This window comes from Escherichia sp. TW14182 (genome assembly GCF_000208525.1).
Taxonomy (GTDB): Bacteria; Pseudomonadota; Gammaproteobacteria; order Enterobacterales; family Enterobacteriaceae; genus Escherichia; species Escherichia ruysiae.
The window spans coordinates 1-16,384 of the sequence record NZ_AEJZ01000017.1 but is presented as its reverse complement, the minus strand read 5'-3'; the positions used below and the strand labels follow the sequence as shown (position 1 = coordinate 16,384).

General features: G+C 51.0%; 10 protein-coding genes. 8 read left to right on the top strand and 2 right to left on the bottom strand.

Features of this window, described 5'->3' with window-relative positions; translation table 11 throughout:
• The 4 genes from EQY_RS0101865 to EQY_RS0101845 all read left to right on the top strand — a co-directional run.
• A partial coding sequence (locus tag EQY_RS0101865; protein WP_000518325.1) for a hypothetical protein occupies positions 1–761 on the top strand: 761 nt, incomplete at its 5' end.
• Entirely contained in the window at positions 761–2,179 is a 1,419-nt protein-coding gene (locus EQY_RS0101860; RefSeq protein WP_000075080.1) for a YlbE family protein, read from the top strand. The genes EQY_RS0101865 and EQY_RS0101860, both read left to right, overlap by 1 nt.
• Positions 2,180–2,391: 212 nt before the next feature.
• Positions 2,392–3,342, top strand: coding sequence for a carbamate kinase family protein (locus EQY_RS0101850; RefSeq protein ID WP_000661628.1), 951 nt, complete (start codon positions 2,392–2,394; stop codon positions 3,340–3,342).
• Positions 3,343–3,351: 9 nt separating this feature from the next.
• Complete coding sequence (locus tag EQY_RS0101845) at positions 3,352–4,734, top strand: amidohydrolase family protein (protein WP_000665138.1); 1,383 nt, start codon at positions 3,352–3,354, stop codon at positions 4,732–4,734.
• 154 nt (positions 4,735–4,888) lie between these two features.
• On the opposite strand, the gene EQY_RS0101840 is transcribed toward EQY_RS0101845, so the two are convergent.
• Positions 4,889–6,754, bottom strand: coding sequence for a YaaW family protein (locus EQY_RS0101840; protein WP_001289340.1), 1,866 nt, complete (start codon positions 6,752–6,754; stop codon positions 4,889–4,891).
• A gap of 310 nt (positions 6,755–7,064) precedes the next feature.
• On the opposite strand from EQY_RS0101840, the gene zorA1 reads away from it, so the two are divergent.
• Genes zorA1 through zorD form a run of 4 tightly spaced genes read left to right on the top strand, consistent with a single transcriptional unit; the run spans position 7,065 to position 15,392 of the window.
• Entirely contained in the window at positions 7,065–9,620 is a 2,556-nt protein-coding gene (zorA1, locus tag EQY_RS0101835; RefSeq protein ID WP_000492259.1) for a type I Zorya anti-phage system protein ZorA1, read from the top strand.
• Positions 9,621–9,631: 11 nt separating this feature from the next.
• Positions 9,632–10,369, top strand: coding sequence for a type I Zorya anti-phage system protein ZorB1 (zorB1, locus tag EQY_RS0101830; protein ID WP_000483327.1), 738 nt, complete (start codon positions 9,632–9,634; stop codon positions 10,367–10,369).
• Positions 10,366–12,153 (top strand): type I Zorya anti-phage system protein ZorC, encoded by a 1,788-nt coding sequence (zorC, locus tag EQY_RS0101825; protein ID WP_000199506.1) that lies wholly within the window; start codon positions 10,366–10,368, stop codon positions 12,151–12,153. The genes zorB1 and zorC overlap by 4 nt, the downstream gene beginning before the upstream one ends.
• Positions 12,153–15,392 carry a type I Zorya anti-phage system protein ZorD gene (gene zorD / locus EQY_RS0101820; RefSeq protein ID WP_000473720.1) on the top strand — a complete coding sequence of 1,080 codons (3,240 nt, stop codon included), beginning with the start codon at positions 12,153–12,155 and terminating at the stop codon, positions 15,390–15,392. The genes zorC and zorD overlap by 1 nt, the downstream gene beginning before the upstream one ends.
• Before the next feature lie 313 nt (positions 15,393–15,705).
• On the opposite strand, the gene EQY_RS0101815 is transcribed toward zorD, so the two are convergent.
• On the bottom strand, positions 15,706–16,338 hold the full coding sequence (locus tag EQY_RS0101815; RefSeq protein ID WP_024212367.1) for a LysE family transporter: 633 nt from the start codon (positions 16,336–16,338) through the stop codon (positions 15,706–15,708).
• Between the last annotated feature and the right edge of the window lie 46 nt (positions 16,339–16,384).

Sequence of the window (16,384 nt, the reverse complement as noted above, 5' to 3'; positions counted from 1 at the left end):
TGGCTGGCAAAGTGCTGGAACGCGCGCGCGCCTGCCGCAAACCGGTGGTAGTCTGCTTCCTCGGTCGTGGCGAAACGCCAGTGGATGAGCAGGGGCTACAGTTTGCTCGCGGCACCAAAGAAGCGGCGCTGAAAGCAGTGATGCTTTCCGGCGTGAAACAAGAACATCTCGACCTGCATACGCTAAACCAGCCGTTGATTGCTGACGTGCGCGCTCGCCTGAAGCCGCAACAGAAATACATTCGTGGCCTGTTCTGCGGCGGCACGCTGTGCGACGAAACGATGTTCGCGGTGATGGAAAAACACGGCGATGTGTACAGCAACATTCAGCCCGATCCTGAATTCCGCCTGAAAGATATCAACCGCAGCATCAAACACACCTTCCTCGACTTTGGCGATGACGACTTCACCAACGGCAAACCACATCCAATGATTGACCCCACCAACCGTATCAGCCGCTTGATCGAAGAGGCGCGCGATCCCGAAGTGGCGGTGATCGTGATGGATTTTGTGCTCGGATTTGGATCGCATGAAGATCCGGTCGGTTCCACCATTGAAGCGATCAAAGAAGCGAAAGCGATCGCCGCTGCCGAAGGCCGCGAGTTGATCATTCTCGCCTATGTGCTGGGTACCGATCTTGATACGCCATCGTTAGAACAACAAAGCCAGATGTTGCTTGATGCCGGAGTGATTCTGGCGAGCAGCAGCACCAATACCGGATTGCTGGCGCGTGAATTTATCTGCAAAGGGGAGGAAGCCTGATGAGCCCGTCACTGTTTAGCCAACCGTTGAACGTTATTAACGTCGGTATCGCCATGTTTAGCGATGACCTGAAAAAGCAGCATGTAGAAGTGAATCAACTCGACTGGACGCCGCCGGGGCAGGGCAATATGCAGGTGGTACAGGCGCTGGATAACATTGCCGATTCGCCGCTGGCAGACAAAATCGCTGCCGCTAATCAGCAGGCGCTGGAGCGCATTATTCAGTCGCATCCGGTGCTAATTGGTTTTGATCAGGCGATTAACGTGGTGCCGGGCATGACGGCGAAAACCATTCTTCACGCCGGACCACCGGTCACCTGGGAAAAAATGTGCGGCGCGATGAAAGGCGCGGTCACCGGGGCGCTGGTGTTCGAAGGGCTGGCGAAAGACCTCGACGAGGCGGCTGAACTGGCGGCTTCCGGGGAGATCACCTTCTCGCCGTGCCACGAACATGATTGCGTGGGGTCGATGGCGGGGGTTACCTCGGCCTCGATGTTTATGCACATCGTGAAAAACAAAACCTACGGCAACATCGCTTACACCAACATGAGCGAGCAGATGGCGAAGATTTTGCGTATGGGCGCCAACGACCAGAGCGTGATCGACCGCCTCAACTGGATGCGCGATGTGCAGGGACCAATGCTGCGCGACGCGATGAAAATTATCGGTGAGATCGATCTGCGCTTAATGCTGGCGCAGGCGCTGCATATGGGCGATGAGTGTCATAACCGCAATAACGCCGGGACGACGCTGCTGATTCAGGCGCTGACGCCGGGGATTATTCAGGCGGGCTATTCCGTCGAGCAACAGCGCGAAGTGTTTGAGTTTGTCGCCAGCAGCGACTACTTCTCCGGCCCGACGTGGATGGCGATGTGTAAAGCGGCGATGGATGCGGCGCACGGCATCGAATACAGCACCGTGGTCACCACCATGGCGCGTAACGGCGTTGAGTTCGGCCTGCGGGTCAGCGGCCTGCCAGGGCAATGGTTTACCGGTCCGGCGCAGCAGGTGATCGGCCCGATGTTTGCCGGGTATAAGCCGGAGGATTCGGGGCTGGATATCGGCGACAGCGCCATCACCGAAACCTACGGCATTGGTGGATTTGCTATGGCGACCGCGCCCGCAATCGTCGCGCTGGTGGGCGGCACGGTGGAAGAGGCTATCGATTTCTCCCGCCAGATGCGTGAAATCACTCTCGGCGAGAACCCGAACGTCACCATTCCGCTGCTCGGTTTTATGGGCGTACCGTCGGCTATCGACATCACCCGCGTGGGCAGCAGCGGCATTCTGCCAGTGATCAACACCGCCATCGCCCATAAAGATGCGGGCGTCGGCATGATTGGCGCGGGCATTGTGCATCCGCCATTCGCCTGCTTCGAGAAAGCCATTCTTGGCTGGTGCGAACGTTACGGCGTCTGACTTACATGTTTATGCCGGATGCGGCGTGAACGCCTTATCCGGCCTACGAATGGCACAAGAGTTTGTAGGCCTGATAAGACGCGCGAGCGTCGCATCAGGCATTTTTCACCATTGCCGGATGGCACAAGAATCTGTAGGCCTGATAAGCGTAGCGCATCAGGCAGTCTGGCGTTGGTCATAACCCCATCACCCTCTGTAGCGGACATAACAACATGAAAGAACTTGTGGTCGTTGCCATTGGTGGCAACAGCATTATCAAAGATAACGCCAGCCAGTCGATTGAGCATCAGGCAGAGGCGGTGAAAGCCGTCGCCGATACGGTGCTGGAAATGCTGGCTTCCGATTACGACATTGTGCTGACCCACGGCAACGGGCCGCAGGTCGGGCTGGATTTACGCCGCGCGGAGATTGCCCACGAGCGTGAAGGGCTGCCCTTAACGCCGCTGGCGAACTGTGTGGCAGATACGCAAGGCGGCATTGGCTATCTGATCCAACAGGCGCTGAACAACCGACTGGCGCGTCACGGCGAGAAAAAGGCCGTCACCGTGGTGACTCAGGTGGAAGTGGATAAAAACGATCCGGGTTTTGCTCATCCCACCAAGCCCATCGGCGCATTCTTCAGTGAAAGCCAGCGTGACGAATTACAAAAGGCAAACCCGGACTGGCATTTTGTTGAGGATGCCGGACGGGGCTATCGCCGCGTAGTCGCCTCGCCGGAACCGAAACGTATTGTCGAAGCACCTGCCATTAAGGCACTGATCCAACAAGGCTTTGTAGTGATTGGCGCGGGCGGCGGCGGAATTCCGGTGGTGCGCAGCGAAGCGGGGGATTACCAAAGCGTGGACGCGGTTATCGACAAAGATCTCTCTACCGCGCTACTGGCCCGCGAAATTCACGCCGACATTCTGGTGATCACCACCGGCGTGGAAAAAGTGTGTATTCACTTTGGCAAACCCCAGCAGCAGGCGCTCGATCGGGTGGATATTGCCACCATGACCCGCTATATGCAGGAAGGGCATTTCCCGCCCGGCAGCATGTTGCCAAAAATTATCGCCAGCCTCACATTCCTGGAACAGGGCGGAAAAGAAGTGATTATCACCACGCCAGAATGCCTGCCAGCGGCGCTGCGCGGTGAAACGGGCACCCATATCATTAAAACGTAAGGACGTAAGATGAAAGAAAGTAATAGCCGCCGTGAGTTTCTGAGCCAGAGCGGTAAGATGGTCACCGCCGCCGCGCTGTTTGGTACCTCTGTGCCGCTTGCCCATGCGGCGGTCTCTGGCATCACAAACTGCGAAGCGAATAACACCATGAAAATCACTGACCCGCACTACTATCTCGACAACGTGCTGCTGGAAACCGGTTTTGACTACGAAAAAGGCGTGGCAGTACAGACCCGCACGGCGCGCCAGACCGTGGAGATTCAGGACGGCAAAATTGTTGCCCTGCGCGAGAACAAGCAGCATCCGGACGCCACGCTGCCGCACTATGACGCTGGCGGTAAGTTGATGCTGCCCACCACCCGCGACATGCATATTCATCTCGACAAAACCTTTTACGGCGGGCCGTGGCGCTCGCTCAATCGCCCGGCAGGCACCACCATCCAGGACATGATTAAGCTTGAGCAGAAAATGCTGCCGGAGCTGCAACCTTACACTCAGGAGCGGGCGGAAAAACTGATCGATTTATTGCAGTCGAAAGGCACCACCATTGCCCGTAGCCACTGCAATATCGAACCGGTTTCCGGCCTGAAAAATCTGCATAACTTACAGGCGGTGCTGGCACGACGTCAGGCGGGCTTCGAGTGTGAAATTGTCGCCTTCCCGCAGCACGGTTTGCTGTTGTCGAAATCGGAACCCTTAATGCGCGAAGCGATGCAGGCGGGGGCGCATTACGTCGGCGGGCTGGATCCCACCAGCGTTGATGGCGCGATGGAAAAATCTCTCGACACCATGTTCCAGATTGCGCTGGACTACGACAAAGGCGTCGATATTCACCTGCACGAAACCACGCCGGCAGGCGTGGCGGCCATCAATTATATGGTTGAAACCGTAGAGAAAACGCCGCAACTGAAGGGCAAGCTGACCATCAGTCACGCCTTTGCGCTGGCAACGCTTAACGAGCAACAGGTGGATGAACTGGCAAACCGCATGGCGGCGCAGCAAATTACTATCGCCTCGACGGTGCCGATTGGCACGTTGCATATGCCGCTCAAACAACTGCACGATAAGGGCGTCAAAGTGATGACCGGCACCGACAGCGTTATCGACCACTGGTCGCCTTACGGCCTGGGCGACATGCTGGAAAAAGCCAATCTGTACGCGCAACTCTATATTCGTCCTAACGAACAGAACCTCTCCCGATCGCTGTTTTTAGCCACCGGCGATGTCCTGCCGCTGAATGAAAAAGGCGAGCGCGTCTGGCCAAAAGCGCAGGATGACGCCAGCTTTGTGCTGGTGGACGCCTCCTGTTCCGCCGAGGCGGTGGCGCGTATCTCGCCACGTACAGCAACGTTCCATAAAGGGCAACTGGTATGGGGGCGTGTGGCAGGTTGATGTCCGTTTGAAATGTCTTCAACGGTGAGTCGTAAGAGATTTATCGCCCCAGGGAGTGGGGCAACTTGAATATGGGTTTGTTGGCCTTGATTCTTCTGAGCCGGAGACATTGTGTGTGGCACCGCTAACCACACAGTAAACCTTACGAGCCGCCTTAAGCATCCGGCAACGCATAACACTTCACCGGTTTTCCGTCTTTCATTTCCACCAACATGCGGCTGGTCTGCAACGGCTTGTCCAGCATATTTTGCTGGAATTGGTCGAACGCCATGCGGGCTTCCTTAATTGCGACTTTTTGCGGCATTAAGCTGTTATTGCACCATTTTCGCAAAATGACTTTATTGGCGCTGGTGGTATTCGCCTGTTCTGCTACGGCGCCGATGCTATCAATTCGTGACTGTAATTGTTTTTCTACCTTGCTGATAACTGTATCGAACTGCGCATAATGGTGTTCTATAGCCTGCTGACGGCGTTCTACCAGCATCGTCTGACCCTCACTATGGCTGACCAGATGTAATGCTTGCCCGCGTACCCTCATCGCTAAATCCCACTCCATCGTCCGTTCTTCAATAATTTTTTGTTGCGCCTGAATTTTACTGGTGATGGTTGCGCTACTGAAAAAACTGCCGTCATTTATAGAGGCTACCTTCTCGCCAGCAAAGGCAATATCCGTCAGCAGATGATCCTGGAGCGTTGAAAAATCTTTTTCGATAGCTTCAAGTATTTGCCGTATTTCTGGCGAAGATTGCCCCTCAATGACGACAGGTGTGATTTGCTGTAAATACTGAATAGCGCCGACAATTTCAGATTTGCGGGCATTGTTCTGGAACGCAGAAATCTCCCGAATAGTTTCAATTATCTGCGTCAGTTTATTGCTGATATCTGCCAGATGTTTTTGTGCCAGTATCGCTGAAGCGACATTCAGTAATATGCTGGCATTGACTAATTGATTCAGTTTGTCAGGGTTCAGCAAAACTGCGTGCGCTTTAATTCCTTTTTCCCCGAGACTGAAGCCACGATATCCCGAGCCATCTTTCACTTTCGCCAGTGCGCCATCAATTATGACTTCCATATAGTGATGACTGGCGACATGGGCGGCGGTGGCGAGCGAAGGAAGCGTCTGTAAGAGTGGGCCTAACCGTGAAATTTCAGTAATGTCATGTCGTATCAGAGTGTCGGGGTGGGTAATTTCATTTAAAGCGATAGACGATACAGTTAAAACGCGCTGCGACTTTTCATTTTCAAACACCCAGCGATTGCCATAGTTTGCGGTTGACATTGCCGTTGATGATACCGATTCGCTCAGACGGTGATGGCGGGAATTTTTTAAGCGAATCCAGGCAATTTGCACTACACAGGGCAAGGTGATTCGGAACGCCGGGTTGGAAATATCATAAGCGGTATATAAACCGGTGAGGGCTAACCCGACAGGACCGGTGAGAACGCCCAACACGCGACCTATCCCCAGACCCGCAATTAGCGGGAGTGCCTTCCCCGTGGCGATCTGCGCCAGACCGCTTGCTACCATTGCCGCACGTTGCAAAAGTGGCAGCTCCATACGTGACAACTTATCCAGGCTAATACTGGTGTTAATTCCCATATCACGGAGAAGCTGACGGCGATCGTCATCTGACATTTTGTTCCAGGATGACGCAAAAACGGCATCGATAATCAGTGATTCTTTTTCTTTTACCGGGGCATTTTTCGCGACTTTAATTTTCAGATGGCTGGCGACATCGTCAACAATTTCGCTATAGCTAACGCCATTGCGTCGGAACAGATTCATTACGGTGTTACCGCCAAAATGTTGCAGTTCGCGAATCAGCAAACGCAATGTTTCCTCATCAACAGCTTCGCTATTTTTACCATCGCGCAAGGCCTTTTTAACGCGGTCAGACTGGGAAAAATTAAATTTTCCGTCTGGGGTAATGTAATCAATCAGCAGATCGATATCGTTTTTGTCGGCATTCAGTAGCAGAGCAACCAGCGTTTCATCGCCCTTAATGTCAATCTCACTCATTTAATTGTCTCGTTGAATAGTGACTGGACGTTATTAGAAGCAGCGCGCCCTACGAAAAAGTTTCATACGTAAGTCTGGCGGCGAAAAAATAAAATCCCCAATCTTTGTGTCATAAAGCATAAATTCAGTGAATTATTTTCACCAAGCGGTTTAAATTTCTTACGTATGCGTGTGATCAATGTTTTTGTGAGATATATAACGTTTTATTGATGTAAAAATCGAGACTTTTCCTATAATGAGCGGGCGATTTTTTTCGTTGCTGGTGATGTTCTGCCCTGCAAATTTCTTTTCCTTCACTCAAGGTATTTAGATGTTTTCGCTGACTTTGTTCCTCGACACGTTAACCTCTGTTAATCCAGAAAATGTGCCGATTTATGTCGCTATTGTGGTTGGGGTTTTGTTGTTGGGTTTCATTGTCCGTTACGCTATTCCTTCATTTAGGGTTTCAGCGCGCTTTAAACAAAAAGCGAAAGCAATTCGGCAACTTGGCAATGAAAAACCGGCACAACAACTCGAAAAATTAGACGCGTTATTCTCTGATAAATTTTTTGCGCATCCCTGGAGCGAATTTAAAGAGTCTCTACATCGCCAGTTTGAGTTTGACGAAAACAGCGGGCAAAAAAAAATTAGCGCCATCCGTTCAACGGCTCCGTCGTCAGCATGGTTTACGGAACCGTTATTAGTCGAAATTCCTCTCTATACGGAAGCGTTTAAACATCTCCCTGGCATCCTGACCGGAATTGGGATCATCGGCACCTTTTCGGGGCTGATGATTGGTTTGCACCATTTTGACCCCAGCACGCCAGAGCAGGTCAGCGCCAGCGTCGCTAACCTTTTACGCGACGTTCTGTATGCGTTTTTAGGTTCGGCGTTTGCTATTACGTTTTCCATTCTGGTCACCATGTTTGAAAAATGGCGACTGGCGCAATGTTATAAAAACCTTGAACTTCTTACCGCCAGCATTGACCAGCTTTTTGAGGGCGGCGTCGGTGAAGATTACCTTTCGCAACTTCTTTCCAGTACTAAAGAAAACACCACCCATGCGCGGCAACTTAAGGATGGTCTGGTCACTGACCTGCGTGAAATGCTGCAAAACCTGGTGGATAGCCAGGTGCGGGAAAATCAAAAGCTGGCAGAGACATTATCAACAACATACCGCGAGTCAGGCCAACAGTTTGCTGAACAGGTCAGTGGTGCTATCGAAACCAGTCTGAAAAATCCGCTGGATAAAATTGCTGGTGTGGTGCAAACCGCCTCCGGCGATCAGAGCCATCGTGTGCAGTCGATGCTGGAGAACGTCCTGACCGCCTTTATGAGCAAAATGGATAACACCTTTGGTCAGCAATTCACCACCATGCAAGAGATGATGGGGCGTTCTGTGGAAGCCATTCAGTCTATGCAAAGCGGCTTCTCAACGTTGTTGCAGGATATGCGTCAGGCCGGGGATGACTCACGTCAGGGCAGCGCGCAACTGATCTCTCAACTGTTAAGCGAAATGAAAAGCGGTCAGCAGGAGATGCAGGCAGGGATGAATGAGATGCTGCGCAGCTTGCAGGAATCCGTTGCCCGTATTGGCGCAGAAGGTGAGGGCGCGGGCGAACGGATGGCGCAACAACTGGAAAAAATCTTTGCCGACAGCGAAGCGCGTGAAAAAGCGATGGCGGAACAGATGCGCGCGTTTATTGAGGCTATCCAGTCCAGTGTTCAGCAAGGGCAAAATGAAACCATGGAGAAAATGGCAGCTTCCGTGGATACGCTTGGCAGCCATATGGCGACGCTCTTTGCACAACTGGAAAATGGTCAGCAGCAACTTAATCAGCAGCAAAACCAGGCGCAAAATCTGCTGATGGGCAATATGAGCAAAGGTATCGAAACGCTGACGCAAAACCTGGCGGGCGTATTCAGCCAACTGGAGTCAGGGCAAAAACAGATGAGCCAGACTCAGGAACAGGGGCAACGCGTGCTGCATGAAGAAACTCAGCAGCTTCTGGCACGTAGCGAAGCGCGTGAGCAGGCGGCGGCTGAGCAACAGCAACAGTTTATGACGTCGTTACAGCAAACCATGCATTCCGGTCAGGATGCCCTGCGAGAGAAAATGACCAGCGGTATCGATCATCTGGGTAGCCAACTTGGCAACCTGTTTGGGCAACTGGAAGAAGGTCAGAAGTCGCTCAGTCAGCAACAGCAATCTGCGCAGAGTGCGTTACAACAGGAAGCGCAGCGAATCATTGGTCAGCTTGAAAGTCAGGTTGAGTCGCTGATGCAGATGCTGCGTGAACAGCAATCTGCTTCAGGCGATCTGCTGCAACGGATGGCGCAAAACACCACGCGCCATCTGGAAGAGATACAAACAGGAGCCGATAAAATGCGCGTGGCTGCCGACCGCTTTGAAGCTGCGGGCGATCGTGTTGCTGAGGCTAATCAGTTGACCGCCGAGGTGCTCAATGGCACGCAACAGGCAGGACGCACGCTTTCCAGTGCCAGCGCGGAGTTGGGGGCATTGATTGCCGATTATCGTAATACCCGTGAAGTCGTGGCGAATGCCATAACGGCACTCGAAACGCTGATTAACCGTAGCCATGATGAACAAACATCGCGCAGCCGTTTTGTTGACGATCTGAAAGCGTACTCTGAACGCCTGCAACAATATAACCGTGAGGCTCAGGAGTTCCTGCATAACATTGCCGAGGTAATGGGAACCAGTTTTGAATCCTTTACGACCGGAGTGGAAAACGGCCTGAATCGTTCACTGCAAGAGATGGATACGCAACTGACGAAAGCGGCGGGAGCCTTAAGTTCTTCGGTTGAGATTATCGGTGAAAGCGTGGATACGCTGGAAACAGTACTCCGTCATCGTCGCGCGTAAGGAACAGGCTGATGTTTAACCGGGTATTTAATGGCAGGCAACGGCGCAGCGATGAAGCGGAAAAACCCTTCTGGATCTCCTATGCAGACCTGATGACCGCCATGATGGTGCTGTTTCTGGTGGTGATGGTGGCGTCACTTAGCTCTGTTACGCAGCGGATCCAGCAGGCGGAGGCGGGGGAGAAATCGCGCGGGCATGATATCGCTCGCCTGTGTGAAAAACTTGAGCTTCAGGCGAAAAATCTCAACAAGACGATTCAGGTTGACTGCCATGACAACCGTATCAGCTTTGGTGAAGCAGGGCGTTTTGAGCACAATCGCTTTGCGCTTAACGCCGAAGGATTACAGGCGCTACAGGATGTGGTGCCGTTAGTGCTGGAGGCGGCAAATAGCGATGAAGGCAAAAAATGGTTTAAGCAAATTGTTATAGAAGGTTTTACGGATACTGACGGTTCTTATCTCTATAACCTGCACCTTTCGTTGCAACGCTCGGAATGGGTGATGTGCAGTTTGCTGGATAGCAGAAGCGCGCTACAGCAAAAAATAACCCCGGAACAACAGGTCCAGATCCGTAAATTATTTCTGGCGGGCGGGGTTTCGTTCAACAATGCGAAAGAGAGCAAAGAAGCCAGCCGTCGCGTAGAACTGCGGATGCAATTCTTTGGCCTGAAAGACAAAAAGCGCGACGAAAGCATGGATGTTGTTCCTGGCATTAGTCAGGAAACCTGTCAGTTGGGAGCCATGCAATGACTTCCGCTATTGAAAAACTGAAAACCCGTTTGCTGCCCTATCGGGAGCAGAACGTGCAGCCGACGGTAAGTCATGCTTTTCACTATCTTCAGCGCGTTATCGCGCAACTTGAGAGGAAGGTAGATGCTCGCGCGGTGCAGATGGTTCCCCCTCTGGAGAAACGCCGACAGGCCATTGCCCGGCTGCGTGCGGGGGATACGCCAAAGCCCTTCGAGTGGAAGATGATTTTTTTTGGCCTTAATGACGTGGCAGAAGGCGATCTGTTTGAAATTGCATTGATTGATGATGCAACAAACTTCGCGAGGATTATCGCTGAAATTGAACAAAAAATTGCGCAGCAGCGGTTAACACGCCGCGAATGGCTGGCGCTATGTACCAGCTACTTTGGTCATTCCAGCGATACACCGGAAAAGAATCCGCAGTGGCTTCAGCTACGCACGCAGATTGCTCGTGGGTTTCAACAGCTAAAAGAGAGTGCGCCGCGTCAGATGTCCTGGATGTCGGTCATTGACACCTATAGCGATATTTTTACCGATAATGCAGGTTTTCTTCTCGGACAACAGCTTGGGCGTGGAGAAATCACGGATATTTCGGTGCTGGAGAAAGTCGCGCAAATTCCGCAAACCAGCTGGTTATGGCGCAAAATTGTTAACCACCTGGTCAATGAGATTTTTTGCCTGACTGACGATGCTTTTCAGCAGAAAATTCATTCTCTTATCGCCTTGAGCCGCCAGCTTACGCGGTTTAAAGATAATATTCTGGCAGCCACTCTGACCCGTTATTATCAGTCGGCTTTTAAACATCAAACGCATTTCGAACTCAAGCAATTGGCCCTGGAATATTGGGGAAACCCGCAGTTAACCAGCCGTAATAAAAGCTGGCAGGTTCACGTTGAAAATCCGGTATTACTGATGGTGCAAGGATGGTTCGCCAAAGACGACCTGAAGCTGTTCTTTGAATTGCTGAAAGGCAATCGGGATGTTGACCATGCGCGCCTGTTCTACTGGCTACGTTTTGCCAACCAAATGAGCTATACGCGCATTGTGCTGGGCGAAGATGCGCTGCGATCCAAAGATGCCGATTATGTTGAATTCAGGGCGAAAAACGCAGGGCGATTAAGCCGTTTGCAAGGTTCTGGTTCACGCGATAACAATGCCATGATTATGCGCATTGGTGATTATCTGTTTGTCGAATTTTCGAAAGTGGGGGCGATGTATGCCTACCATATGGGGAATGCGCCCTTTAATCCGGAAACCGGCATTCTTGATATTGATTATGATCTGAAAGATAAGCGGAATAACCGCCGTAAAGTCCGGTTGCGTTTACCGCATTTGTCGCCGGTATTTCTCTACTCACTCAACCGAATTGAGGGGTGGATGAGCCGATATGACGAAGAACTTCGTAAGCTGGGTATTGATTACGTTGCGGAAGATTTAAATCAGTCCTCTGTCACTTTGGATATCTCTCGCTTCAATGCCTCAAAGACCGTGAGTCGGCCTGAACCTGCATCGTTATCTGAATATGAAGTCAGTGATGCAAAGTCAGACCGGGAAGAGCAAATCAAAATCATCGCCTCCTCGTTAAAAGCCAAAAAAGATCTCCCCGACCGGGAACAACAAATCCGGGAGATTATTCGTTCGGTCGATTGCAAAGTGATGGATAAACGAGGGCTGGGGGGCGCAATCCATATTCAGTTCAATGAACCAGACCATGAAGCGGCACAAAAATTACTCAGCCTTGGGTTTAAACCTGTGCTGGGTAAATTTACTTACTGGAGCAAATAGTGTTCAAAAAATTGTTGGGTAAATTTATTAAAGAGAATACTTCACTACCTGCTTCATTTGCGCCGCTGTATGTAATGAAAGAAGAGGGTTTTGCTTTCCCCTTTAGTCTTGCCGATAGCGAAGATAACTGGCCTGTCGCCTCATGCCTGGAACAGCTTCATGAGGAAGATTATGTTTCACACTGGTCTGATTGCTGGTTTCTTAGCTGGGATGATTTTTACCGCATCCGGAAAAATGACGACTATGCCAGCAGTCTGGCGATTTTTGCTTTCCCTTCACAGCGCAATCTGACGGCTCATCTTGCTGCAACAGGAAGCATTAGCGATGACACTTTTCGCGTTTTCATTGATAAATGGACCCTACCTGATGACTATCGCCCTGTTGAGATAACTTGCACAGGCGCCAGCTTTTCCTCTGCGGAAGGCACCTTTGTGTTAAGTGAAGAGAACTGGCAACTTCTGGACGCACTACAGCAACTCAGGTTGCAGCAGCGACAGACGCCGGGCGAAACGGTCAACCAAACCCGTTGGGCCAAAATACGGCGGCAGGCCAAAAAAGCAGGGGCAAAACTGGATGACTATCTCGCGAAAACGATCGTCATCAGGCCGGAATCGTTGCAGTTAAAACTGCGAAAATCGCTGGTGGTGGATACTCCGGTGCTGGAAATTGAACCTGTTTTTGATGAGCAGCCTGCCAACTGGTTACAGAGTTTTGACCGCACGCAACAGGTGCAGGATCGCTACCGTGTTTTAGGGGACGATGGTGTCTTAAATCATGTCATTCTTTCCCCTGAAGTCAAAGACGTCCTGACCTCCGTGCACGCTATTACGGGGCGTCGCGTGGCGGGGGATGATGCGCTCTCATTTGTTCGCAACCCCTACACCTGGATTGGTGAAGAGGCGAGCCTGGTGCTTGATCCTGACGTTTATGAGCAGAATTTGCAGGACGCCGGGATCTACTTTTATGATTTCCGTCTGGAGCCGCAGATTGATGAAAACAGGCAAATTGCGGCGGTAACGCTTCTTCTCAGCCCCAGAACTGAGCAATCTGTGGCGGATGAAACCTATATCTTTAAACGTCCAGGTGAACTGGCGGCGTTGCTCTCTGAACTGGAGCAAAAGTTAGCGGCACAACTGCCCGCCGGAGTCTGGCAGGGTTACGATCTGGAGCTTTCCAGATTCAGCCAGGAAGAACTGCAAGGTTATCAGGCGTTGCTTGAAAACTGGCAGCACCAGGCGGCGGGAATGAATTTTACCCACGTCCTCGATCTGAACAAATACAGCGACCGGGTTATCGGGATCGGTGAATTTGAAAAAATAAGTTCGCCTTATCTGGTCAAAAGTGAAAGTGAAAAATGGCTTCCGGAGAACCTTGCGCAAGAGATGTGCGAGGCCATGTTCTCTGGCTGGGATCTCGATAATCATCAACATTTTCAGGAACTGGAAGAGCGGCTGGAAGAGGCAAAAGCCACGGATGCGCCGGAAGTCGCCATGCCCTGGAACGACAACCTTTTGCCCCGTGAAGAAGCAGAAATTTTCCACGATAAATGGAAAAAGAAAATCGACGGTGAAACAAATGATGGCGTCAGTAGTGAACCGGTCAGTCGCGCCGTTCTGCTGATAGAACAAAATATCGAGCAGGCGCTGTATGTTAAACAACGGCGGGATTCTTTGCTCGGCGCACATCAGGCAGAAGTCGAACTGCCGATGATCCTCAAAACGTCCATTCAGCTACGTGAACACCAGCGTAAAGGGGTAGCGTGGCTCCAGCAGTTGTATCTAAAGTCGCCAATAGAGACGGCGGGATGTTTACTCGCAGACGATATGGGGCTGGGTAAAACCTTACAGATTCTAACTTTTCTCATCTGGCATCGTGAACGTTTCCCGGATGCGCCTCCTTCGCTGATTGTTGCTCCGGTGTCGTTACTCGATAACTGGGAGCGTGAGGTTGGGAATTTCTTCCTGCGCGAGCAGGTGTCGATTTTAAAACTCTACGGTAATGAACTTAAGGCTAAGAAATGCGCGAAAGAGAGTATTCCACATGCGCTTAAAAGTAAGGGGATTAAGAACTTACTGCAAAGTGACTGGGTGGGTGACGCGCATATTGTTCTTACCACCTATGAGACGTTGCGCGATCAGGAATTTTCGCTGGCTCGTCAGCCCTGGTCCATAATGGTGTGCGACGAAGCGCAGAAAATTAAAAATCCGGCGGCATTAATTACCCAATCGGCAAAAGCCATTCAGGCACAATTTAAAGTCGCATGTACCGGAACACCGGTCGAAAATACCCTTGTCGATCTGTGGTGTTTATTTGACTTCGTGCAGCCAGGTTTGTTGGGGGCTTTAAATAATTTTGGTAAAGATTATCTGCGCCCCATTGAGCAACAGAATGATAATGCTGTCCTCGAATCGCTACGTAAATTAATAGAACCGCAGACGCTGCGCCGCACCAAAGAAGAAGTGGCGAAAGACCTGCCGGATAAGATTGAAGATCAACGCTGTAAACAGTTGAATATGCTGCCATTGCAACGGGATCTCTATACCCACTCGGTTGCAAGCTGGCAAAATCAACAGGAGATCAGCGAAGGGCTGGATCAACGAGGCTCAGGTATGCTGGGGTTACTGCATCGCCTGAAACTTATTTGCGCATGGCCTTATTCCGTCAGTGCAGATTTGCGCTTACGGAACGATGCCCCGAAAGTAAAATGGCTGCTGGAGACATTAAATACGATTCGCCAGTCATCTGATGACAAAGTGATTATTTTTACGGAACTGCGCGATATTCAACGAGAACTGCAACATCTGATTGCGCAGCATTTTGGCTTTAAGCCTTTTATTATTAATGGTGATACCAGCACCAAATCTGGCAGCGATCAAAATCGTCAGAGCCTGATCGATACATTTCAATCAACGCCCGGTTTTAACGTCATTATTCTATCCACCATCGCGGTTGGGTTTGGCGTCAATGTCCAGAAAGCAAATCATGTCATCCACTTTACCCGTTGCTGGAATCCGGCGAAGGAAGATCAGGCGACCGATCGGGCCTACCGTATCGGGCAGCAGAAAGATGTTTACGTCTATTATCCGACGGTGCGTGATAGCCAGTTAATGACTTTTGAAGAAACGTTGGATGAATTACTGAACCGACGCCGGGCATTGGCGAGAGATATGCTCAAAGGGGCAACCGATCTGAGCGCCGCAGATTTTGAAGCGGTGCTGGCGGGCACTCCCCTGGCGTAGGGAATACCATGGGCGAGTAAATCGACAGGGATTCGCTATTGCTTTATTAATGAACAACAAAGACATTTTGTGAATGTATGGGTTGACATTCATATGAAAAAAATCATAATTCCGTCAGGTTTGCGTAGGGCACTTTCTGTATCTTATGCATCGCACCAGGGCCTGACAGAAAATATGCTGTAAGGTTCGTATCAAAAAACCGCCATTAGCTCATCAGGAAGAGCAGACGACAACCAGGATTGTTGTATGGTACGGGGTTCGAGGCCTCGATGGCGGTCCAACTTTTCAATCGTATTAATTACCAATCATCAGCTCATTGCCGCGTCACCCCTTCATAAATCAGCCGTAGCGCGAATAGACCAATAACCATACCAATAATCCGATTGGCGACCTGCTGCATACGTCCATATGCGCGACGCACGGCGGGTAAAGAAAACGCCTGACTAAGAAATATACGCCAGATAACAGACGCGAGCACAATCCCTGCCCAGGCCATTAAACGCGCCCAGGTCGGCGTTTCTGCACTTAACGTCACTGAGAAGATACTGATAAAAAATAAAACTGTTTGTGGATTCGAGAGATCGGTAATTAACCCACGGCGGAAAAATACATACCAGGGGGCGCTAAGGGGCTGCTGTAACGCGCTCATCTGTGGTGTTGATTGTCGGCGCATACTGTTCCAGGCAAACCATAAGAGATAAGCACCGCCGACGATTTTAATGAGTGAGAAAATCTCTTCACACTGAGTAATGAGCGTTGCCATCCCAAATAATCCCAGCCCGGAATAGATGGCGTCGCCCAGTGCCACACCAAGCCCGGTGAGTACGCCCGCGCGACGACCAGAAGCCAGACTGGTTTGAACCACGACAAAGAGATTTGCGCCTGGATTAAAAAACGTGATGACGAACAGTCCGACGGTCAGGTAAACGGCGTGCAAAGGATCCATAGTGATTTCATCCATAAATAAGCTGAATTAACTTCATCATATTTAT

Excerpts from the sequence above, each read along its gene's own strand:
- EQY_RS0101845 (WP_000665138.1), top strand. The coding sequence starts at position 3,352 with ATGAAAGAAAGTAATAGCCGCCGTGAGTTTCTGAGCCAGAGCGGTAAG.
- EQY_RS0101815 (WP_024212367.1), bottom strand. The coding sequence starts at position 16,338 with ATGGATCCTTTGCACGCCGTTTACCTGACCGTCGGACTGTTCGTCATC.
- zorA1 (WP_000492259.1), top strand. The coding sequence starts at position 7,065 with ATGTTTTCGCTGACTTTGTTCCTCGACACGTTAACCTCTGTTAATCCA.
- EQY_RS0101850 (WP_000661628.1), top strand. The coding sequence starts at position 2,392 with ATGAAAGAACTTGTGGTCGTTGCCATTGGTGGCAACAGCATTATCAAA.
- zorB1 (WP_000483327.1), top strand. The coding sequence starts at position 9,632 with ATGTTTAACCGGGTATTTAATGGCAGGCAACGGCGCAGCGATGAAGCG.
- zorC (WP_000199506.1), top strand. The coding sequence starts at position 10,366 with ATGACTTCCGCTATTGAAAAACTGAAAACCCGTTTGCTGCCCTATCGG.
- EQY_RS0101860 (WP_000075080.1), top strand. The coding sequence starts at position 761 with ATGAGCCCGTCACTGTTTAGCCAACCGTTGAACGTTATTAACGTCGGT.
- EQY_RS0101840 (WP_001289340.1), bottom strand. The coding sequence starts at position 6,754 with ATGAGTGAGATTGACATTAAGGGCGATGAAACGCTGGTTGCTCTGCTA.